Genomic DNA, 21,701 nt, shown 5'->3' with positions numbered 1-21,701 from the left:
TCCGGTGGTTTTTCGGAAAAGGTGGAGGTTGCGAGGTGAGTATTCAGACAATAGCACCCTGATTTATCTGAATTTTTCGGAAGAATGATTACCAAAGCTTACTGTTTCAGTCATTTACGCTTAACGGATTCGCTTATATACTCGTGGGTCTGCTATCAGCAAACAGACGGATTTCATGTATCAACCTGTCGCACTCTTCATAGGCTTACGTTACATGCGTGGGCGCGCCGCGGACCGCTTCGGTCGCTTTGTCTCCTGGCTTTCGACTATTGGCATTACGCTTGGCGTGATGGCACTGGTGACGGTACTTTCCGTCATGAATGGCTTTGAGCGCGAGCTGCAAAACAACATCCTGGGGCTGATGCCGCAGGCCGTTCTTTCATCATCCAACGGTTCGGTTAACCCGCAACAGCTGCCGGAAAGCGCGGCGAAGTTACAGGGCGTCACGCGCGTCGCGCCGTTGACGACCGGCGACGTGGTGCTGCAAAGCGCCCGCAGCGTGGCGGTCGGCGTGATGCTGGGTATTGACCCGGCGCAAAACGATCCGCTGACGCCGTATCTGGTTAATGTGAAGCAGACCGATCTGGAAGCCGGGAAATACAACGTGATTCTGGGTGAACAGCTTGCCGGACAGCTTGGCGTCAACCGTGGCGATCAGCTGCGCGTGATGGTGCCTTCTGCCAGCCAGTTTACGCCGATGGGGCGCCTGCCAAGCCAGCGCCTGTTTAACGTGATTGGTACCTTTGCCGCCAATAGCGAAGTCGATGGTTACCAGATGCTGGTTAACATTCAGGACGCTTCACGCCTGATGCGCTACCCGGCAGGGAACATCACCGGCTGGCGTCTGTGGCTCGATGCGCCGCTGAAGGTCGATACCCTCAGCCAGCAAAAACTGCCGGACGGCACCAAATGGCAGGACTGGCGCGAGCGTAAAGGCGAACTGTTCCAGGCCGTGCGGATGGAAAAAAATATGATGGGGCTGCTGCTGAGCCTGATCGTGGCCGTGGCCGCATTTAACATCATCACCTCGCTGGGCCTGATGGTAATGGAGAAGCAGGGCGAAGTCGCCATTCTGCAAACCCAGGGGCTCACGCCGCGCCAGATTATGGCGGTGTTTATGGTGCAGGGAGCCAGCGCAGGCATCATCGGCGCGCTGCTCGGCGCCGTGCTGGGGGCCTTGCTTGCCAGCCAGCTTAATAACTTAATGCCGATCATCGGCGCCCTGCTCGACGGCGCGGCGCTGCCGGTGGCTATCGAGCCGCTGCAGGTGGTCGGTATTGCGCTGGCCGCGATGGCCATTGCGCTGCTTTCTACGCTTTATCCTTCCTGGCGCGCTGCCGCCACTCAACCCGCTGAGGCTTTACGTTATGAATAAGATCCTGTTGCAATGCGACAACCTGTCCAAACGCTATCAGGAAGGCACTGTGCAAACCGACGTGCTGCACAATGTGAGCTTCAGCGTGGGCGAAGGCGAGATGATGGCGATTGTCGGTAGCTCCGGCTCGGGTAAAAGTACGCTGCTGCATCTGCTGGGCGGGCTGGATACGCCAACCGAAGGCGACGTGATTTTCTCCGGCCAGCCGATGAGCAAAATGTCCTCCGCGGCGAAGGCCGAGCTGCGCAACCGCGAGCTGGGCTTTATCTACCAGTTCCACCACCTGCTGCCGGATTTCACGGCGCTTGAAAACGTGGCGATGCCGCTGCTGATTGGCAAAAAGAAACCGACAGAAATTAACGCCCGCGCCAGCGACATGCTGAAAGCGGTAGGGCTTGGCCATCGCGGTAACCATCGTCCCTCTGAGCTTTCCGGCGGCGAGCGCCAGCGCGTGGCGATTGCCCGTGCGCTGGTCAACAACCCGCGTCTGGTGCTGGCGGATGAGCCTACCGGTAACCTGGATGCCCGCAATGCGGACAGTATTTTCCAGCTTCTGGGCGAGCTGAACGCCTCGCAGGGCACCGCGTTTCTGGTCGTAACCCACGATCTGCAGCTGGCAAAACGCATGGGGCGTCAGCTTGAGATGCGCGACGGCCATCTGAACGCGGAACTGACCCTGATGGGAGCAGAGTAATGGCGTCACCGTTATCGTTACTCATCGGTTTACGTTTTAGCCGCGGCCGCCGTCGCGGCGGCATGGTGTCGCTGATCTCCGTCATCTCGACCATCGGTATTGCGCTCGGTGTGGCGGTGCTGATTGTGGGCTTAAGCGCCATGAACGGTTTTGAGCGCGAGCTGAATAACCGCATTCTGGCGGTAGTGCCGCACGGGGAGATCGAGCCGGTTAACCAGCCGTGGACGAACTGGAGCGATGCGCTCGCCAAAGTCGAAAAGGTGCCGGGCATTGCCGCGGCCGCGCCCTACATTAACTTTACCGGGCTGGTGGAGAGCGGGGTAAACCTGCGCGCCATTCAGGTAAAGGGGGTTAACCCCGCCCAGGAAGCGCGTCTCAGCGCGCTGCCAAACTATGTGCAGAACGGCGCATGGGCCAACTTTAAGGCCGGCGAGCAGCAGATCATCATGGGTAAAGGCGTGGCCGATGCCCTGAAGGTGAAGCAGGGCGACTGGGTGTCGATCATGATCCCGAACGCCAGCGCCGACCACAAACTGCAGCAGCCTAAGCGCGTGCGCCTGCACGTCACCGGTATTCTTCAGCTGAGCGGTCAGCTTGACCATAGCTTTGCGATGGTGCCGATGGAGGATGCGCGCCAGTATCTCGACATGGCTGACAGCGTGACGGGCATTGCCATTAAGGTGAACGACGTCTTTAACGCCAACAAACTGGTTCGCGACGCGGGCAGCGTGACCAATAACTATGTCTACATCAAAAGCTGGATCGGCACTTACGGCTATATGTACCGTGATATCCAGATGATCCGCGCCATTATGTATCTGGCGATGGTGCTGGTGATTGGTGTCGCGTGCTTTAATATCGTCTCGACGCTGGTTATGGCGGTCAAGGACAAGAGCGGCGACATCGCCGTGCTGCGTACGCTGGGGGCGAAAGATGGTCTTATTCGCGCCATCTTCGTCTGGTACGGTTTGCTGGCGGGGCTGTTCGGTAGCCTTTGCGGCGTGGTGATTGGCGTGGTGGTTTCCCTGCAGCTGACGCCGATTATCAACGGGATCGAAAAGCTTATTGGTCACCAGTTCCTGTCGGGTGATATCTACTTTATTGACTTCCTGCCGTCTGAACTGCACTGGCTGGACGTTTTTTATGTGCTGGTTACAGCACTTTTACTGAGTCTGCTGGCAAGCTGGTATCCGGCGCGTCGCGCAAGCCGAATTGATCCGGCGAGGGTATTAAGTGGCCAGTAATTACGTCATGATCTAGCGGCTTTCTGGCCGCCAGGTTAAAAGAGGAATGCGTTATGTATTACGGATTTGATATTGGCGGCACCAAGATTGCGCTAGGCGTGTTTGATAAAGACCTCAGGCTGCAGTGGGAAACCCGCGTTCCCACGCCGCGCGAAAGCTATGACGAATTTTTAACCGCGATTGCCGCGCTGGTGGCTCAGGCCGATGAACGCTTTGGCGTGAAAGGCAGCGTCGGCATCGGCATTCCGGGTATGCCCGAAACCGACGACGGCACGCTGTATGCCGCCAACGTGCCTGCCGCCAGCGGTAAACCGCTCCGCGCCGATCTCTCTGCCCTCCTTGAACGCGACGTGCGTTTAGACAATGATGCTAACTGCTTTGCGCTCTCCGAAGCCTGGGACGATGAGTTCCGTCAGTATCCGCTGGTGATGGGGCTGATCCTCGGTACCGGCGTCGGCGGGGGAATTGTGATCAACGGGAAGCCAATCACCGGGCGCAGCTACATCACCGGCGAGTTTGGTCATATCCGTCTCCCGGTGGATGCCCTGGAGGTAGTGGGGCGCGATTTCCCGCTGACTCGCTGCGGCTGCGGCCAGCACGGCTGTATTGAGAACACCCTCTCCGGCCGCGGGTTTGCATGGCTTTACGAACACTTCTATCATCAGAAACTTGAGGCCCCTCAAATCATTACCATGTGGGAGCAAGGGGATGCGCAGGCGCGTGAGCACGTCGAGCGTTATCTGGATCTGCTGGCGGTGTGTCTGGGAAATATTCTCACCATCGTCGACCCGGATCTGCTGGTGATCGGGGGAGGGCTGTCAAACTTTACCGCGATTACGGAACGGTTGTCCGGGCGTTTGCCCCGACATTTATTGCCGGTTGCCCGCGTGCCGCGTATTGAACGCGCGCGACACGGGGACGCAGGAGGCATGCGCGGAGCCGCATTCCTTCATCTCACCGATTAGTTTACGAGGTTTCTATGCTGTCGCGTCGCCAGGGTCGACTCAGCCGTTTTCGCAAAAACAAACGCCGCTTGCGTGAGCGCTTGCGCCAGCGGATCTTTTTCAGAGACAGAATGATGCCAGAAGCGATGGATAAACCCAGAGTGGTGGTGCTGACCGGGGCGGGGATCTCCGCCGAGTCAGGAATTCGAACCTTCCGCGCGGCGGACGGGCTGTGGGAAGAGCACCGCGTGGAGGATGTGGCCACGCCGGAAGGCTTTGCCCGCGATCCGGATCTCGTGCAGGCGTTTTACAACGCTCGCCGCCGTCAGCTTCAGCAGCCTGACGTCGCGCCGAATGCGGCGCATCTGGCGCTGGCGAAGCTGGAAGAGGCGCTGGGCGATCGTTTTCTGCTGGTGACGCAGAATATCGACAACCTGCACGAGCGGGCCGGTAACAAGAACATCATCCATATGCACGGCGAGCTGCTCAAGGTTCGCTGCGCCTGGAGCGGTCAGGTGCTGGACTGGCAAGAGGACGTGCTGCCTGAGGATAAGTGCCACTGCTGCCAGTTCCCGTCGCGCCTGCGTCCGCACGTGGTCTGGTTCGGTGAAATGCCGCTGGGAATGGATGATATCTACAGCGCGCTGGCGATGGCCGACGTATTTATCGCCATCGGCACATCCGGTCATGTTTACCCGGCGGCGGGGTTTGTCCACGAAGCGCGCCTGCACGGTGCGCATACGGTAGAACTCAACCTTGAGCCAAGCCAGGTGGGCAGCGAGTTTGAAGAGAAACACTACGGTCTGGCAAGCACGGTCGTCCCGGAGTTTGTCGACAAGCTGCTGAAAGGGCTGTAACGGCAATCGCCTAAAAGGCACCCGTCCAGCGGGTGCCTTTTTATTTATGAATGGAAGAACGCCAGCGTCTTCTCGAGCGATTTAGCCTGGTCATCCAGCGAGAGCGCCGCCGCAGAGATCTGCTGAACCAGAGAGGCGTTCTGCTGGGTCGTGCTGTCCATCTGGTTAACGGCGGTGCTGACCTGGCTAATCCCGCGATTTTGCTCGTCCAGCGCCTGAACGATATCGTTGATGACCAGATGCACATGCGACACCGCTTCAATCACCTGTTTCATCATCACGCCGGTTTCATTGACCAGCTCAACGCCTTTGCTCACGCGCCCTGAGGACTCGGCAATCAGCTGAGAGATCTCTTTTGCCGCGTTAGCGCTTCGCTGGGCAAGATTGCGCACTTCCCCTGCGACGACCGCGAAGCCGCGCCCCTGTTCGCCTGCCCGTGCCGCTTCAACGGCAGCATTCAGCGCCAGGATATTGGTCTGGAAGGCGATGCCATCGACAATGCTGTTAATCTCGCCGATCTTACGCGCGCTCTCATCAATCTCCCCAATCACCACGACCACGTCGTTCACCAGCGTTTCGCCATGCCCGGCGAGGCTCGCGGCGCGATCGGTCAGCGTGGTCGCCTTGTGGGCGTTGTCGGCGTTATTCTTCACCGTGACCGAAATCTCTTCCATGCTGGCTGCCGTTTCAACAATCGCAGCCGCCTGTTCCTCGGTTCGCGAGGCGAGGTCCAGGTTGCCCGCCGAAATTTCGCTGGTGCCGCCGTGCACGGAGTGGCTGGCTTCGCTGATGTTGTCGACGATGCGCTTGAGCTGCATCTGCATGGTGTGCAGGGCGTAAAAAATGCTGTGGGTATCTCCGGAACGCACCGGGATGGTGTTGTTCAGGTCTCCCCGGGCAACGGCCAGAGCGATCCCGGCGGCCTCAGAAGGTTCTCCCCCAACCGGACGGTCAACTTTGCGGGTGAAGATCTGTGCCATGACCAGGCTAACCGCCACGATGCTTAGCAGCATCATGATGATGGCTTTCAGTAAAAATGCGCGCGCTTCGGCCATCACTTCGCTGACCGGCGTGATAATGGCAAGTTTCCACGGCGTCTGGCTGTTACCGACGGCGATGTCCTGCCAGGTGATAAACACGTCCTCCTTCAGCAGCGGATCGTTAATGCGGGTGACGTCATGACCGGCAATCTGACCGGCGTAAGGCTTGCCCGCCGCGCGCTTGTCCGGGCTGGACACCACGTTATTACCTGCGGAGAGGAGCAGGGCATAGCCCGTGCCGTTCCACGGTTTAATCGCGCCGATCGTCGACTGCAGCGTGGCGAGAGAGAAGTCAGAGGTGACCGAGCCCAGAAACTGACCGTCACGCATGATGGGGGCGGCAATCGAGGTGAGCATCACGTCCACGCCGTTGTAGGGATAGATATAGGGCTCTATGATCACATCTTTATGGCGTTGTTTCGGCAGCAGATAATAATCGCCGCTGCCGGGCGTTTCGATGTCCGTCAGCAGGTGTAATGCCGGTTTGCCGGTGGCGTCCCGGTCGACATAGCGGGCGTAGCGCCCGGCAGGATCTTCACCGCTTTGACCGGCCCAGACGGCATCTTTATCGTCGAACGCGTTAGGCTCAAAGGCCATCGACATGGAGAGAAACTGCGGGTGAGCCAAAAGGTAGTGGATGAGCAGCTGGTTCAGGCTCTGGCGATCGGTCACGCCCGCCTCGCGCAGCGCCAGGGCGCTGTTGCCCATATCCCGGGCGGCAGTCAGGGCAGAATCCAGCTGTTTACTGACCTGCAACGCTTGCACCTCGGCAATCTGGCGGATATGCTTTTTGGCCAGAACCTCCTGCTGTGCCATCCACTGCCACATCATAAACCCGATCGTTGCCGTAAAGCCCACCGTTACGGTGAGGAAAATGGACAATAGCATCAACGTCTTGACTCTTATTTTTTTTCTTTGGACCACGGCGTCTTTCATTCTCATCTCCCGTAATATCGTGCATGTCGGGCAGGCACATATTCCTTATCGGATATTTTCTCCTCTTTCTGTAGAGCGCCAGGGATATTTAATTTAAATTTTGATTTGTAAATCCGGTTAATTAGTGTGGATGCTTTTATTTTGTGCATTCAATCAAAATAGTGCTCGATAAAGCTCGTTATCGTCGTGTAGAAAGAGGATGCTAATAAATATAAAGTTGTAGAGGAGGATGGGATATGTACGGATTTATTGCGCGACAACCCATTTTTAACCCTGAGATGAAGACGGTGGCCTATGAACTGCTCTTCAGAGATGGGATGACAAACCGTTTTCCGGACGTGTCGGCGGAATATGCCACCTCCAGGATGATATCAGATCAGTTTTTATGCGTGCCGTCCCAGCGCATCGCCGGGGCACATACGTCGTTTATTAATTTCCCTTCGCGGATGGTCATAGACCGCAGTGGAGAAGCGCTGGATAAAGAGAGCGTGGTCATTGAGATCCTGGAAGATGCTGTGCCGGGAGCGGAGCTGTTGCAGGCCGTCAGGGAGATGAGTGCGGATGGTTATCAGTTTGCGCTTGATGATTTCACCCTTGCTCCAGAATGGGATGCTTTTTTACCCTATATTTCAATACTGAAATTTGACGTCAGAAATTATACCTTAGCGCAAATTAAACAGTATCTGAAAGAGCGTAAACATTTAACCGGACATATTAAATATCTCGCTGAAAAAATTGAGACTAAAGAGGAATTCAGCCAATACAGGGAAGAGGGATTCTCGCTGTTTCAGGGCTATTTTTTCTGCCGTCCGGAGGTCATTAAATATAAACGGCTATCGCAAAATCAGCTGGCAATTTTTCGGCTGCAAATGGAGGTTGGGCGCAATAAGCCTGATTTTCGGATCGTCGAGTCGTTGATTAAAACCGATCTCACGCTGTCCTGGAAAATCATGCGCTACATGAAGCACACCGCATTTAAACATATCGGTGCCTGTAATTTCAGCAAGTTAACCCTGAGCGAAGTCCTCAGATATCTCGGGGAAAATCAGCTGAGACGGTTTGTTGCCGTCGTGGTCCTGGCGAGCGCGGGCAATGACACCGTCAGCGAGCTTTACCCGTTGAGCATGATGCGCGGTAAGTTCTGTGAACTGATCGCAGAGACGATGAACGAACCGACGCTGGCTGAAAATGCCTTCATGTGCGGCCTGTTTTCGCTGCTCGATACCCTCCTCGAACAGCCGATGGCCGAGTTGATGAAGCAAATTGCGGTCCCGCAGAGCGTGAGCAATGCCCTGTGCCACCAGGAGGGACGGTTAGCCGATATGGTGAGCCTGTGCCGTTACTATGAACAGCAGCAGTGGGACGAGGCTGCCCGGGTTCGTCAGGCGCTGGGTCTGTCGGATGAGGATGTGGTTGAGGCGATGAGAAAGGCGACGATCTGGGCTGGGGAGAATGCGGTCAGTTAATCCTCCTCACGCCGCACGTACGGCGTGAGGAAGAACGCGATACCGTTTATCGGCCCGCTTTTAATTTCTGGTAATACTCTTCGTAGAGGCGGCTGGCGTCACCGACATCGTTCTGCCATTCACCTTTGCTGATGGTTCCGGCATCCGGATAGAGCGATTTATCGTTAGCCACTTCAGGCTTCAGCAGCCTGCGTGCGGCGAGGTTTGGCGTGGGGTAGCCAATCGTCTCGGCAACCTGTTTCGCCACGTCCGGGCGCAGCAGGAAGTTAATCAGCTTATGCGCCCCTTCAACGTTTTTCGCGTTGGCGGGGATCGCAAGGCTGTCCATCCAGAAGATCCCCCCTTCTTTCGGCCAGACCACCTCAAGCGGCGTCCCGGCCTGGCGGGCGACATACGCGGAGCCGTTCCACACCATCCCCAGGTTCACTTCGCCTTCCATATACGGGTTTGCCGGGTTATCAGAGTTGAACGCCGCCACGTTAGGCATCAGCTTTTTCAGCTCGTTATACGCCGCTTCAATCTCTTTAGGATCCGTCGTGTTGCCCGAGTAGCCCAGCGTGCGCAGCGCGACCTGGAACACCTCACGCGCGTCGTCGGTTAACAGCAGGCTACCCTTGTATTCTGGTTTCCACAGATCGGCCCAGCTTGTCACCGTTTTCGGATCGACGGCATCGCTGTTCACGCCGATAGCGGTTGCCCCCCAGATGTACGGAATGGAGTAGTCGTTATTCGGGTCGAACGGCTTGTTGAGCATCTCTGGATCGAGGTTTGAAAAATTGGTTAGCTTCGTTTTATCGATATTCTGAATCATGCCCTCTTTGCGCATTTTGTCGACAAAGTAGGTGGAAGGCACGACCAGATCGTACGCGCCGTCTTTGTAGGTTTTCAGCTTGGCGTACATGGTTTCATTCGACTCGTAGGTCGAGTAGATAACCTTGATGCCCGTCTCCTTCGTGAACTGTTCCAGCAGACCCGGCGGCACGTACTCGGTCCAGTTGTAGAAGTAGAGCGTTTTGCTGTCATCAGCGTGCGCGGCACCCATGCCAAGCACCAGCGCCGCAGCGGCGAGCATTTTTTTCATTTCATTGTCCCCTGAGATTTTGTTTTATCACGAGCAATAACCTGGCTGGCGATCACCAGAACCAGCGAAAACACCAGCAGAATGGTCGCCAGCGCGTTCACCTCCGGTGAGACGCCGACTTTCACCATTGAATAGATCTTCAACGGCAGAATTTCATAGCTCGGACCGGTGACGAAGGAGGACACGACCACGTCATCCATCGACAGGGTGAAGCTAAGTAGCCATCCGGCCGCCACTGCGGGCATCGCCAGCGGCAGGATGATTTTGCGCAGGATGGTCATCTCGCTGGCGCCCAGATCCTTCGCCGCCTCCAGCATGCGCACGTCGAACCCTTTCAGGCGCGCGAAAACGGTCACCACCACAAACGGCAGGCAGAAGGTGATATGCGAGAACAGCAGCGACCAGAAGCCAAGCTGTACGCCCAGCAGCATAAACAGCACCAGCAGCGAAATGGCCATCACGATGTCCGGCGACATCATCACCACAAACAGCATGCCGCTGACAAACGGTTTGCCGCGAAAGCGATAGCGGTAGAGCGCCACGGCGGTGAGCGAGCCAATCAGCGTCGCGAAGGTGGCGGAGAAGATCGCCATCGTCAGCGAGTGCTGAGCGGCCTGCAGGAGGCTATCGTTGTTCATCAGCAGGCTGTACCAGCTAGTGGTAAAACCCTGCCAGTTAATCCCGAAGCGTGAGCTGTTAAACGAGTTCACGATCAAAATAACGATCGGGATATAGAGATAGGCATAAATGGCGGTCATAAAACCGCCGCGAAGCAGTCGACCGATCATTCGAGTTCCACCTTTTTATTCAGCAAGCGTGAGGCGCGCCAGTAGACCAGCAGCATCAGGCCCATGACCACCGTCAGCGTAATGCTCGTCGCGGAGCCGAACGGCCAGTCGCGGATGTTGAGGAACTGGCTCTTGATCACGTTACCGATCAGCAGGTTTTTCGCGCCGCCCATCAGATCCGACACGTAGAACAAGCCCATCGCCGGGAGCATTACCAGCAGACAGCCCGCGATAATGCCGGGCATGGTCAGCGGGATAATAATGCGGATGAAGGTCTGCAGCTTGTTAGCGCCCAGATCTTTTGCCGCCTCCAGCAGCGGTTTATCCAGCTTCTCGATGCTGGAGTAGAGCGGCATCACCATAAACGGCAGCAGGATGTAGACCAGGCCGACAATCACCGCGCTCGGGGTAAACATGATGCGGATCGGCGTATCAATCACCCCCAGCCACAGTAGAAACTCGTTGAGATAGCCTTTAGTGCTGAGGAAGATCTTCAGCCCGTAGATGCGGATTAACGAGTTGGTCCAGAAGGGAACAATCAGTAAAAACAGCAGCAGGGGCCGCACCTTTTGCGGCAGACCCGCGAGGAACCATGCGAAAGGATACCCCAGCACCAGACAGGCAAGGGTGGCAATCAGCGCCATGTTGAGCGAGTGCAGCAGCACGTCAAAATAGAGCGGATCGAGCAGGCGCGCGTAGTTGTCCAGCGTAAAGACCAGCGAAACGAAGCTAGCGTCGTCGCGGGTCAGAAAGCTGGTGGCAACGATCATCAGGTTGGGTAAAAAGACAAACAGCACAAGCCAACCGACGATCGTGGCGATCACCACATTCTGGAATTTACTTGTGTTCTTCATCAGCCAGCACAACCTCCCAGCTTTCTACCCAGTTGATAACCATTTTCTGGTCGAGAGAGTGGTCGAAGTCAGGGTCGTCTTCGTTAAAGAACTCGCTGACCATCACCATCTTGCCGTTCTCCAGCTCGACAACGGACTCCAGCGTCATCCCTTTGTAGTTGCGCTCGCGGATATAGCCGATTAACCCTTCAGCCTCGGTATTGCCGTGAATTTCATCGACGCGCAGATCTTCCGGGCGCAGAAGAACGTTGAGCTTTTGTCCCTTTTCGACGGGGAAATTCACCGTGATATTGCACTCGCGTCCTTCGACGCTGGCGCGCACGCGCTGGTCGTCCAGACGCTCAATCACCGTGGCGTCGAAGATATTGATCTCGCCAATGAAGCTGGCGACAAACAGATTCTTCGGCTCTTCGTAGATTTCGCGCGGCGTGCCGTCCTGCTCGATTTTGCCGTCGCGCATTACCACGATGCGGTCGGACATGGTCAGGGCCTCTTCCTGATCGTGGGTGACGAAGACAAAGGTAATGCCGAGCTTGCGCTGCAGGGCTTTAAGCTCGTTCTGCATCTGCTTGCGCAGCTTGTAATCCAGCGCGGAGAGGGATTCATCCAGCAGGAGCAGGCGCGGCTTGTTGACCACGGCGCGTGCGATGGCTACACGCTGCTGCTGGCCGCCGGAAAGCTGATGGGGTTTTCGCTGGGCAAACGTCTCAAGCTGCACCATGCGCAGGGCGTCGGTGACGCGCGGTTCGATCTCATTCGCCGGCGTTTTTTGCATCCGCAGGCCAAACGCCACGTTTTCAAACACGGTCATGTGCGGGAACAGGGCGTAGCTCTGAAAGACGGTATTGACGTGGCGATCTTCGGCAGGAACTTGGGTGATGTCCTGGTTTTCAAGATGGATATGGCCGTTATCGACGCTTTCCAGCCCGGCGATAAGGCGCAGTACGGTTGTTTTGCCGCAGCCCGAGGGGCCAAGCAGCGTTAGAAACTCACCGTCATTGATGGTCAGAGTGAGGTCGGAAATAACGTCTTTACCATCAAAACTTTTACGAATTCGTTCCAGTTGCACCAGCGGTGAACGTGAACGGGATTGTGTATTCAATTTTTGCGCTGTCCCATATAGACGCCTCAGGCAGCAGACTGAAGCGGGGTTTGTGTGTAACCACCTTGGTGACTCGTAATGAGGGCGGACATTCTACGGCAATCCCCTGCGAACGCCAAACCTTGTCACTGATTCATAAGCTACATTTACTAACGCATAACCATATAAACGGAAAATATTCTCGTTTGCGGGATAAAAGTGACCTGACGCAATATTTGCGTTTTGATGCTTACTGATAATGTTGTCACGAAAAGTGAGGGTGACTGCATGGATAAATTACTTGAGCGTTTTTTACAGTACGTTTCGCTGGATACCCAATCTAAGCCGGGTGTTCGCCAGGTGCCGAGCACTGAAGGCCAGTGGAAGTTATTAAACCTGCTTAAAGAGCAGCTTGACGCCATGGGGCTGGTCAACGTCACGTTAAGCGAAAAAGGCACTGTGATGGCAACGCTGCCGGCGAATGTCCAGGGTGATATTCCGGCGATTGGCTTTATCTCCCATGTCGACACCTCTCCGGATTTTAGCGGTAAACATGTGAACCCGCAGATTGTGGAAAATTACCGCGGCGGCGATATTGCGCTGGGCATTGGCGACGAGGTGCTCTCGCCGGTGATGTTCCCCGTGCTGCACCAGCTGCTGGGCCAGACGCTGATCACCACCGACGGTAAAACGCTGCTGGGGGCGGATGACAAGGCGGGTATCGCGGAAATTATGACGGCGCTGGCGGTGCTGAAGGGCAAAAACATCCCGCACGGCGATATCCGCGTGGCCTTTACGCCGGATGAAGAGGTCGGCAAGGGCGCGAAGCACTTCGACGTGGAAGCCTTTAACGCGCAGTGGGCCTATACCGTTGACGGCGGCGGCGTCGGTGAACTGGAGTATGAAAACTTCAATGCCGCGTCCGTCACGATCAAAATTGTCGGCAACAACGTTCATCCCGGTTCGGCGAAAGGCGTTATGGTGAACGCGCTGTCGCTGGCGTCCAGAATTCATGCAGAAGTCCCGGCGGAAGAGAGCCCTGAACAGACCGAAGGGTATGAAGGTTTCTATCACCTGACCAGCATTAAAGGCACTGTGGACAGCGCGCAGATGCACTACATCATCCGCGATTTCGACCGCAAAGCCTTTGAGGCGCGCAAGCGCAAGATGATGGAGATCGCCAAGAAGGTCGGTAAAGGGTTACACCCTGATTGCTATATTGAGCTGATCATTGAAGACAGCTATTACAACATGCGCGAGAAGGTGATGGCGCATCCGCATATTCTCGATATCGCCCAGCAGGCGATGCGCGACTGCGATATTGAACCGCAGCTGAAGCCGATTCGCGGCGGCACCGACGGTTCTCAGCTGTCGTTTATGGGGCTGCCGTGCCCGAACCTGTTTACCGGTGGCTACAACTACCATGGCAAGCATGAGTTTGTGACGCTCGAAGGAATGGAAAAAGCGGTGAAGGTGATAGTGCGGATAGCGGAGTTGACCGCGAAGCGGTAAGAAAAAGCCCAGTGGCGCTACGCTTACCGGGCCTACGATCGTAATGTAGGCCGGGTAAGGCGAAGCCGCCACCCGGCATTCAGGCAAGGAGCGCCATGTCAAACTATCGTCGCCACTACGTCCCTGGTGGAACCTGGTTCTTCACCGTCAACCTGCAAAACCGCCAAAGCGATTTGCTTACCCGTCATATCGACAGCCTGCGTGCTGCCACCTCAACGGTTAAACATGCAAAGCCATTTACTATCAACGCATGGGTAATCCTTCCTGAACATATGCACTGTATCTGGACCTTACCGGAAGGCGACAGTGACTTTTCGGCCCGCTGGCGCGACATTAAAAAGACATTCAGCCGCTACATCGGCATGCGCCATATCTGGCAGCCACGCTTCTGGGAGCACACAGTCCGTAACGAAAAAGACTACCGTCGGCATGTGGATTACGTCTACATCAATCCGGTGAAACATGGCTATGTCAGTAAGGTCAGCGACTGGCCGTATTCAACGTTTCATCGCGATGTACGGGAAGGCTTGTATCCGGTGGATTGGGCGGGAGAGATCGAGGATTTTGCGGCGGGTGAGCGGAGATAAAAACGCCCGGTGGCGCTACGCTTACCGGGCCTACGGGATCGTGCTTTTGTAGGCCGGGTAAGGCGAAGCCGCCACCCGGCAAATATCACGACTTAGTCCTCAAAGAACCAGTACCCGCTGTTGACCAGCGCGGCGAGCATCGCGAGGAAGGAAGGATCTTCCAGCGCATCGCCAAAGGTGTCGGCAGTCAACACCAGATGGCTGGCAATGGCTTCCAGCGCCGGACGGTGCGGAGAGTCCAGCTTCTCGCCGTTAACGAACACTTCTTCACCAATGCGCAGCACGCGCAACCCGCCCAGACGCGTCAGCTTGTCGCCCTGCTGAAGCGCATCATAAATCTCGTCAGCCTGATACGGCGGCTCCGGCGGCGCAACGTCCAGCTCATGACGAGACTGGCTGATAAACTCACCAAACCACTGTTTGAAGTGCTCCGGCTCGTTGATCAGATCCAGCATCATGCCGCGCAGCTTATCGAGTTCTTCTGGCAGAATATCCGCCGGATGCTCGCGCGCAGGCACATCAGGGTCGCTGTAACGATAGCTGCCCAGCTCGCGTTGCAGAACATAGTCGGCAAATCCGCTGATCATCTCGCGGCCGCTTGGCGCGCGGAACCCCACGGAGTAGTTGAGTGAGTTTTCCAGGGAGTAGCCTTCGTGAGGGAATCCCGGCGGAATGTAGAGAATATCACCCGGCTCCAGCTCTTCGTCGATAATCCCTTCAAACGGGTCAACCTGAAGCAGGTCAGGATGCGGGCAGTGCTGCTTCATCGGCACTTTTTCACCCACGCGCCAGCGGCGGCGGCCCGTACCCTGAATGATGAACACGTCGTACTGGTCAAGATGTGGACCTACGCCGCCGCCCGGCACGGAGAAGGAGATCATCAGATCGTCCATGCGCCAGTCGGGCAGGGCGCGGAACGGGCGCATTAAGGCAGCAGTCGGCTCGTGCCAGTGGTTGACCGCCTGCACCAGCAGCGACCAGTTGTTTTCACCGAGGTGATCGTAGCTTTCGAAAGGACCGTGGCTAACCTGCCATTTCCCGTCCTGGTGGCTGACCAGACGGCTGTCGACTTCGTTTTCCATGGCCAGACCAGCCAGCTCGTCAGGCGAGATAGGGTCGACAAAATTGCTGAATCCGCGTTTCAGAACCACCGGGCGTTTTTGCCAGTAACGTTCAATAAACTCGGGCCAGTTAAGCGTTAAGTGATAATCCATAATTTTTTTATTCCGCAGGCTCTTACTGACTCGGATTATAACGGAAGCTCAGCCCCCCGGCTGCGAGATCCTCGCATTTTTCACATAACGGGTTAACTATCGTTCAATGTGGGCTGCTGGCGGCCAAAAATAACCTCCATTCTGGCGCCGCCCAGCAGACTTTCGCTGGTTTCGATTTTCCCGTCGTACTGGTCGACAATCTCACGAGCGACGGCTAACCCGACGCCCTGGCCAGGACGTAGCGTATCGGCGCGCTGACCGCGATCGAACACCACATCGCGTTTATTTCGAGGGATCCCCGGGCCATCATCCTCAACGATAATATGCAGTTCGGTTTCCGTCTGACGCGCTGACACTTCCACGAACTCCAGGCAGTATTTGCAGGCGTTATCCAGTAGGTTACCCATCACTTCCATGAAGTCATTTTTTTCACCCACAAAGCTTATCTCTGGCGAGATATCGAGGCTGATGTTCACCCCTTTACGCTGATACACCTTGTTGAGGGCGGACGTGAGGTTATCCAGAAGCGGGGCTACCGGGTACAGCTCGCGGCTCAGAAGCGCGCTGCCGGAACGCATGCTGGCGCGGTGCAGGTAATAGCCAATTTGCTGTGAAATACGGCTGATCTGCTCCAGCATCACCGGCTCGGCATCATCGACGCTCAGCTTCGAACTGCGCATTGAACGCAGGGTACTTTGCATGACGGCCAGCGGAGTTTTCAGGCTGTGGGTCAGGTCGGTAAGGGTGGTACGGTATTTATCGTAGCGTTCGCGTTCACTTTTCAGCAGGCGGTTGAGGTTACGCACCAGGCTGGTGAGCTCACGGGTGGTTTCCGGGTTCAGCTTCTCGCGATGATGTTCTTCCAGCTCACGAACCTCTTTCGCCAGTGATTCAATGGGGCGCAAGCTCCACCACGCCGCTACCCACAGCAGCGGGATCACCAGCAGGAGATTCGCAGCCAGAACGTAGATGAACCAGCTCCAGACCATATAAGAACGCTTCAGCTCGACCGGAATGGTGTCGATCACCACAATGGTCAGCTGCGGCATGTTCAGCGTCGCCGGATAGAGGTTAATCGCGACGGAGTGCGTCATCTCCGTTTCGGCGTTGTCGGCGCGGATCTCGTTCAGCTTTTGCTGCAGGGAGCGATCTTCACGGATCAGCGAGCTGGTGGTGTTGAGATCGGCTTCAATTTCATGAAACCCGTTGGTTTTGAGCCAGTCCGGACGAATGCTTTTAACCAGCCAGGGGATATCACGCTGCGCCCACAGTAATTTACCTTTTTCGTTATAAATCAGGGCCAGCGTTGGGCTCTGCTGGTTGAGGTTTTCCGGCATTTCGACGGTGATTCGGTTGTTTTCCCACTTCGCCAGGGTATAAAACAGATTGCTTTCGCCGCGCAACAGCCGAAAGGTTGTTTTATCAAAGCTGACGCTGTAGCCCACCAGGGCGACCATGCCGTAGGAGAGCGACAGCACCAGCACGACGGCGGCTGTTGCCAGTAAGAAACGAACCCGCAGCGAGAGGGGCAGAATGTGGCGTAAAATCCCTCTCATTTAGCGTAATTCGAACAGGTAGCCCTGGCCACGGACGGTGGTAATCACATCCTGCGGATACTGCGCCTGAATTTTCTTACGTAAACGTCCCATCAGCACGTCAATGGTATGGCTCTCGCGCAGTTCAGCATCAGGATAAAGCTGGAGCATTAAGGAATCTTTGCTCACCACTTTGCCATTGTTACGGATCAGCGTTTCCATGATGGTGTATTCGAAGGCGGTGAGCTTAATCACTTCCTCATTGATCGCTAATTCCCGGCGGGAGAGATCGACCTGGAATGGCGGGATGGAAATAACCTGTGAAGCCAGCCCGCTGTTGCGGCGTAACAGCGCCTGCATGCGCGCCGCCACCTCTTCAATATGAAACGGCTTGGTGACGTAATCGTCTGCACCCGCGCTGAGCACTTCGACCTTATCCTGCCAGCCTTCACGGGCGGTCAGAACCAGAACCGGCAGGGAGACATCGTGGCTGCGCCAACGGCGAATTAACGACAGGCCGTCTTCGTCAGGCAACCCTAAATCGACAATGGCGATATCCGGCAGGTGTTCATTGAGATAATAATCGGCTTCTTTTGCATCTTCAGCATCGTCCACCTGATGTCCCATCTCCTGAAGCTGAACCTTCAGGTGATGGCGTAGCAATGCGTTATCCTCAACAACCAGTACGCGCATCATCTCTTCTCCCTAAATAATTGGTATGAATAGTTTAACGCTGATTATGTTGTTGTGGGGATAAACATTGAGTAAACCGGGGAAAAGCATCCCCCCTTTTCGGGCGAAAAGGGGGAGAGGGGCGTTACTTCAGCTCGTCGACCATGGTGATGGCGCGGCCAATGTAGTTCGCCGGGGTCATCGCCTTCAGGCGCGTTTTCTCTTCTTCCGGCAGCGCCAGACCGTCGATAAACTGCTTCATGCCTTCGGCGTCAACGCGTTTGCCGCGGGTCAGCTCTTTCAGCTTCTCGTACGGTTTTTCGATACCGTAACGGCGCATCACGGTCTGGATTGGCTCCGCCAGCACTTCCCAGTTGTGATCCAGCTCGTCCAGCAGACGGTCGCGGTTCACTTCCAGTTTGCTCACGCCTTTCAGGGTGGACTGGTACGCGATCAGCGCGTAGCCAATGCCCACGCCCAGGTTACGCAGTACGGTGGAGTCGGTCAGGTCGCGCTGCCAGCGGGATACCGGCAGTTTGCTCGCCATATGCTGCAGCACGGCGTTCGCCAGGCCCAGGTTGCCTTCGGAGTTTTCGAAGTCGATTGGGTTCACTTTGTGCGGCATGGTGGAAGAGCCGATTTCACCGGCGATGGTTTTCTGCTTGAAGTGGTTCAGGGCGATGTAGCCCCACACGTCACGATCGAAGTCGATCAGGATGGTGTTGAAGCGCGCGATGCAGTCAAACAGTTCGGCGATATAGTCGTGCGGCTCAATCTGCGTGGTGTACGGGTTCCACTGAATGCCCAGAGAGGTCACGAACTCTTCGCTGAACTGGTGCCAGTCCACTTCCGGGTAAGCGGCGATGTGGGCGTTATAGTTACCGACCGCGCCGTTGATTTTGCCGAGGATCTCAACCTGCTCCAGCTGACGGTACTGGCGCTCCATACGGTACGCGACGTTCGCCATCTCTTTACCCATCGTGGATGGGGTGGCTGGCTGGCCGTGGGTACGGGAGAGCAGCGGAATGTCGCGGTATTCCACGGACAGCGCTTTTACCGCGTCGATGATTTTACGCCAGTAAGGCAGCACCACCTCTTTACGCGCGGTGGAGAGCATCAGCGCGTGAGACAGGTTGTTGATGTCTTCAGAGGTACAGGCGAAGTGAATGAACTCAGACACGGCATGCAGCGCAGGGACGCTTTCCACTTTCTCTTTCAGGAAGTACTCAACCGCTTTCACGTCGTGGTTGGTGGTGCGTTCGATGGTTTTAATGCGCGCGGCGTCTTGTTCGCTAAACTCGGCAACGATTTGATCAAGGTAATCGTTTGCCTTTTCGTCAAAAGCAGGAACTTCCTTGATTGCTGCCTGGGCGGCCAGCTTTTGCAGCCAGCGTACTTCAACCTGAACACGGAACTTCAGCAAACCATATTCGCTGAAGATCCCGCGCAGCGCGCTGACTTTATCGCCGTAGCGTCCATCGACAGGGGATACGGCGGTCAGTGAGGATAATTCCATAATTCGCAACTCCGGGAGGTTAACAATGAGCAAGAATTTGTTTTGCCTGAGTGGTCAGGCGATTACGAGAAAACATTAACTGCAGGCGGCCACCGCCCACCTGGTGCCACAGCACGGCGGCGCGGATACCTGCCAGCAGGGACGCGCGCACTTTTGCCTGTACCTGCGGACTTTGCAGCACGGCAGGGGATCCGGTGACCTGAATACGCGGCCCCAGCGGGCTGATGACGTCAACATAAATGCCGGCCATAGCGCTCAGCAGCGTGTCGGACTGCAGATCAAAATGGTCAAGCTGGCGCTGCAGCCCGGCAATACGATCGCCCAGGGTATTCATTGCGCCTTTTGCGGCGCTCAGCTTACGCTCCAGCACCATCAGGCTCAGCGTGTAGCGGGTCAGCTCCGCGTTTAATCCCTGACGGCTGCTGGCGTTAAGCACGCCGAGCAGGGTTTCAAGACCGAGACGAAGATTAGTTTCACTGCCGCCGAACACGCCCAGGGTCGAGCCGGGGTTGAGATCGATAACGCTGTTCAGTGAAACGTGCAGGGCATCTGCGTCGCAATGACCCTGATGCGCCAGCTGTTGCACCAGACGGGCTGACTGGCAAATTCCCGCCAGCGCCAGGGTGATGTCATAGTAGTTCTTCGCCACACGGTCTCCTTTATGTGTGAATCGTATTAAACAGCAGGCAGCGGCAGGCGCTGTTCAATGATCCCGCCGCCCAGACAGATTTCGCCGCTGTAGAAGACAGCAGACTGACCCGGGGTGACGGCTGCGACCGGCTCGTCGAAACGCACGTCAATGCGATCGTCATCAAGCGCGGTAATGGTGCAAGGAATATCGGTCTGACGGTAGCGTGTTTTCACCGTGCAGCGCAGGGTGCCTTTCAGCGGCTCACGATCGACCCAGTGCAGCTGCTGTGCAATAAGGCCAACGGACATCAGACGCGGATGATCGTGGCCCTGGGCAACAACCAGAATATTGTTTTCGACGTCTTTGTCGACAACATACCATGGATCTTCGCTACCTTCTTTGGTCCCGCCAATACCCAGCCCTTTACGCTGGCCGAGCGTGTGGTACATCAGCCCCTGATGCTGGCCAATCTCTTCCCCGTCGACGGTGACAATTTTACCCGGCTGAGCAGGCAGGTAACGTCCCAGGAAATCGCGGAATTTGCGCTCGCCGATGAAGCAAATGCCGGTAGAGTCTTTTTTCTTCGCGGTGATCAGGTCCAGCTCTTCGGCGATTTTACGCACCTGCGGCTTTTCCAGCTCGCCGACCGGGAACAGGCTCTGGGCGATTTGCTCGTGGCTCAGCGTATAGAGGAAATAGCTTTGATCTTTGTTGCCGTCCAGACCGCGCAGCAGCTGGCTTTTGCCATTCACGTCTGCACGGCGCACGTAGTGACCGGTCGCGATGTAGTCAGCGCCCAGATCTTCCGCGGCGAATTCCAGGAAGGCCTTAAATTTGATCTCTTTGTTGCACAGAATATCCGGGTTCGGCGTGCGGCCCGCTTTGTACTCTTCCAGGAACAGTTCAAAAACGTTGTCCCAGTATTCTGCGGCAAAGTTAACGGTGTGCAGTTCAATGCCGAGCTTATCGCATACGGCCTGCGCGTCGGCGAGATCCGCAGCGGCGGTGCAGTATTCCTCGCCATCATCTTCCTCCCAGTTCTTCATGAACAGGCCCTCCACCTTATAGCCCTGTTGCTGTAACAGGTAGGCGGAAACGGAGGAATCGACACCGCCGGACATGCCGACGATCACTTTTTTCTGGCTGTTATCTGACATGGAATACTCACGACATTGAACTTCAAGGCGGCGTATTCTATCACGCCCCCCCACCATTGACACCCTCTGTAAACGGCCAGTTAAATGCGCCGATGACGTCCAGCGGTAAGCGGCCAGCAGACTGCCAGCAGCGAATGCTTTCCGCAACCAGCGGCGAGCGCAGGTTTGGCGCGTTCAGGATCTCGTCGGCGGTGACCCAGAGACAGCGATCGATATCGTCATCCTGCGGCTCTGTGGCGCACGTTTCGCTAAGCTCAACGGCGAATAAAAAGCGCAGGAACGGGGTGTGATCCGGCGCGATCCACTGGTGCATACGGATGAAGTGCTGGGGCTCAGCGTGAATGCCGGTCTCTTCCCACAGCTCGCGTTTTGCTGCCTGCAGCAGGGTTTCATTGGCTTCAAGGTGTCCGGCAGGCTGGTTCCACAGCGCTTTGCCGTTAATGCTCTCTTCAACAACAAGGAATTTACCCCTGGCGTGGACCACGCAGGCAACCGTGACATGAGGTTTAAACATAGT

20 protein-coding genes are annotated in these 21,701 nt (G+C 56.2%); 8 read left to right on the top strand and 12 right to left on the bottom strand.

Annotated features, from left to right (window positions below; all coding sequences use genetic code 11):
• Positions 1–175 precede the first annotated feature (175 nt).
• The 5 genes from lolC to cobB are packed head-to-tail and all read left to right on the top strand — an operon-like array spanning position 176 to position 5,114.
• Positions 176–1,375: a lipoprotein-releasing ABC transporter permease subunit LolC gene (gene lolC / locus HCH49_RS08020; RefSeq protein ID WP_032668182.1), complete on the top strand. Its 1,200-nt coding sequence runs from the start codon at positions 176–178 to the stop codon at positions 1,373–1,375.
• Positions 1,368–2,069: a lipoprotein-releasing ABC transporter ATP-binding protein LolD gene (gene lolD / locus HCH49_RS08015; RefSeq protein ID WP_048975729.1), complete on the top strand. Its 702-nt coding sequence runs from the start codon at positions 1,368–1,370 to the stop codon at positions 2,067–2,069. Before lolC ends, lolD begins: the two co-directional genes overlap by 8 nt.
• Complete coding sequence (gene lolE / locus HCH49_RS08010) at positions 2,069–3,313, top strand: lipoprotein-releasing ABC transporter permease subunit LolE (protein WP_032657985.1); 1,245 nt, start codon at positions 2,069–2,071, stop codon at positions 3,311–3,313. The genes lolD and lolE overlap by 1 nt, the downstream gene beginning before the upstream one ends.
• A gap of 53 nt (positions 3,314–3,366) precedes the next feature.
• Positions 3,367–4,278: an N-acetylglucosamine kinase gene (gene nagK / locus HCH49_RS08005; RefSeq protein ID WP_221702501.1), complete on the top strand. Its 912-nt coding sequence runs from the start codon at positions 3,367–3,369 to the stop codon at positions 4,276–4,278.
• Positions 4,279–4,292: 14 nt separating this feature from the next.
• Positions 4,293–5,114 carry a Sir2 family NAD+-dependent deacetylase gene (gene cobB / locus HCH49_RS08000; protein WP_023311172.1) on the top strand — a complete coding sequence of 274 codons (822 nt, stop codon included), beginning with the start codon at positions 4,293–4,295 and terminating at the stop codon, positions 5,112–5,114.
• Positions 5,115–5,158: 44 nt separating this feature from the next.
• Here the strand turns inward: cobB and HCH49_RS07995 are convergent, their stop codons facing one another.
• On the bottom strand, positions 5,159–7,090 hold the full coding sequence (locus tag HCH49_RS07995; RefSeq protein ID WP_221702500.1) for a methyl-accepting chemotaxis protein: 1,932 nt from the start codon (positions 7,088–7,090) through the stop codon (positions 5,159–5,161).
• A 236-nt stretch (positions 7,091–7,326) separates the two neighbouring features.
• Here HCH49_RS07995 and HCH49_RS07990 point away from each other — a divergent pair, with 236 nt between their 5' ends.
• Positions 7,327–8,556 carry an EAL and HDOD domain-containing protein gene (locus tag HCH49_RS07990; protein WP_221702499.1) on the top strand — a complete coding sequence of 410 codons (1,230 nt, stop codon included), beginning with the start codon at positions 7,327–7,329 and terminating at the stop codon, positions 8,554–8,556.
• A gap of 46 nt (positions 8,557–8,602) precedes the next feature.
• Here HCH49_RS07990 and potD read toward each other — a convergent pair whose 3' ends face one another.
• From potD to potA, 4 genes are read right to left on the bottom strand one after another with little or no spacing between them, the layout of a single operon-like run.
• A complete protein-coding gene (potD, locus tag HCH49_RS07985) occupies positions 8,603–9,637 on the bottom strand; it encodes a spermidine/putrescine ABC transporter substrate-binding protein PotD (RefSeq protein ID WP_221702498.1) in 1,035 nt (344 codons plus the stop codon).
• Positions 9,634–10,425, bottom strand: a complete 792-nt coding sequence (potC, locus tag HCH49_RS07980; protein ID WP_033145228.1) for a spermidine/putrescine ABC transporter permease PotC — start codon at positions 10,423–10,425, stop codon at positions 9,634–9,636. Before potC ends, potD begins: the two co-directional genes overlap by 4 nt.
• Positions 10,422–11,279 (bottom strand): spermidine/putrescine ABC transporter permease PotB, encoded by an 858-nt coding sequence (gene potB / locus HCH49_RS07975; RefSeq protein WP_023311177.1) that lies wholly within the window; start codon positions 11,277–11,279, stop codon positions 10,422–10,424. Before potB ends, potC begins: the two co-directional genes overlap by 4 nt.
• Positions 11,263–12,411 carry a spermidine/putrescine ABC transporter ATP-binding protein PotA gene (gene potA, locus HCH49_RS07970; RefSeq protein WP_172421426.1) on the bottom strand — a complete coding sequence of 383 codons (1,149 nt, stop codon included), beginning with the start codon at positions 12,409–12,411 and terminating at the stop codon, positions 11,263–11,265. Before potA ends, potB begins: the two co-directional genes overlap by 17 nt.
• A gap of 237 nt (positions 12,412–12,648) precedes the next feature.
• Between potA and pepT the strand changes: the two genes are divergently transcribed.
• The gene (gene pepT, locus HCH49_RS07965) at positions 12,649–13,872 is read left to right on the top strand and encodes a peptidase T (RefSeq protein WP_032665021.1); all 1,224 of its coding nucleotides are present in this window, start codon (positions 12,649–12,651) and stop codon (positions 13,870–13,872) included.
• A 95-nt stretch (positions 13,873–13,967) separates the two neighbouring features.
• The gene (locus HCH49_RS07960; RefSeq protein ID WP_064672295.1) at positions 13,968–14,459 is read left to right on the top strand and encodes an REP-associated tyrosine transposase; all 492 of its coding nucleotides are present in this window, start codon (positions 13,968–13,970) and stop codon (positions 14,457–14,459) included.
• A gap of 92 nt (positions 14,460–14,551) precedes the next feature.
• Here the strand turns inward: HCH49_RS07960 and HCH49_RS07955 are convergent, their stop codons facing one another.
• The 7 genes from HCH49_RS07955 to HCH49_RS07925 form a co-directional block, all read right to left on the bottom strand.
• Positions 14,552–15,673 carry a cupin domain-containing protein gene (locus HCH49_RS07955; RefSeq protein ID WP_023311180.1) on the bottom strand — a complete coding sequence of 374 codons (1,122 nt, stop codon included), beginning with the start codon at positions 15,671–15,673 and terminating at the stop codon, positions 14,552–14,554.
• Positions 15,674–15,765: 92 nt separating this feature from the next.
• Complete coding sequence (phoQ, locus tag HCH49_RS07950) at positions 15,766–17,229, bottom strand: two-component system sensor histidine kinase PhoQ (RefSeq protein WP_221702497.1); 1,464 nt, start codon at positions 17,227–17,229, stop codon at positions 15,766–15,768.
• Entirely contained in the window at positions 17,230–17,901 is a 672-nt protein-coding gene (gene phoP, locus HCH49_RS07945) for a two-component system response regulator PhoP (RefSeq protein ID WP_033146521.1), read from the bottom strand.
• 124 nt (positions 17,902–18,025) lie between these two features.
• Positions 18,026–19,396: an adenylosuccinate lyase gene (gene purB, locus HCH49_RS07940; RefSeq protein ID WP_211437865.1), complete on the bottom strand. Its 1,371-nt coding sequence runs from the start codon at positions 19,394–19,396 to the stop codon at positions 18,026–18,028.
• A gap of 19 nt (positions 19,397–19,415) precedes the next feature.
• Complete coding sequence (gene hflD, locus HCH49_RS07935) at positions 19,416–20,045, bottom strand: high frequency lysogenization protein HflD (RefSeq protein ID WP_047061594.1); 630 nt, start codon at positions 20,043–20,045, stop codon at positions 19,416–19,418.
• A gap of 26 nt (positions 20,046–20,071) precedes the next feature.
• Complete coding sequence (mnmA, locus tag HCH49_RS07930; RefSeq protein WP_032657963.1) at positions 20,072–21,184, bottom strand: tRNA 2-thiouridine(34) synthase MnmA; 1,113 nt, start codon at positions 21,182–21,184, stop codon at positions 20,072–20,074.
• 40 nt (positions 21,185–21,224) lie between these two features.
• Positions 21,225–21,698, bottom strand: a complete 474-nt coding sequence (locus HCH49_RS07925; RefSeq protein WP_033145233.1) for an NUDIX hydrolase — start codon at positions 21,696–21,698, stop codon at positions 21,225–21,227.
• Positions 21,699–21,701: the final 3 nt, after the last annotated feature.

Source organism: Enterobacter sp. Y17 (genome assembly GCF_019730495.1).
Classification (GTDB): Bacteria; Pseudomonadota; Gammaproteobacteria; order Enterobacterales; family Enterobacteriaceae; genus Enterobacter; species Enterobacter asburiae_B.
The sequence above is the reverse complement of the archived record's forward strand: the minus strand, read 5'-3'. Positions and strand labels throughout refer to the sequence as shown.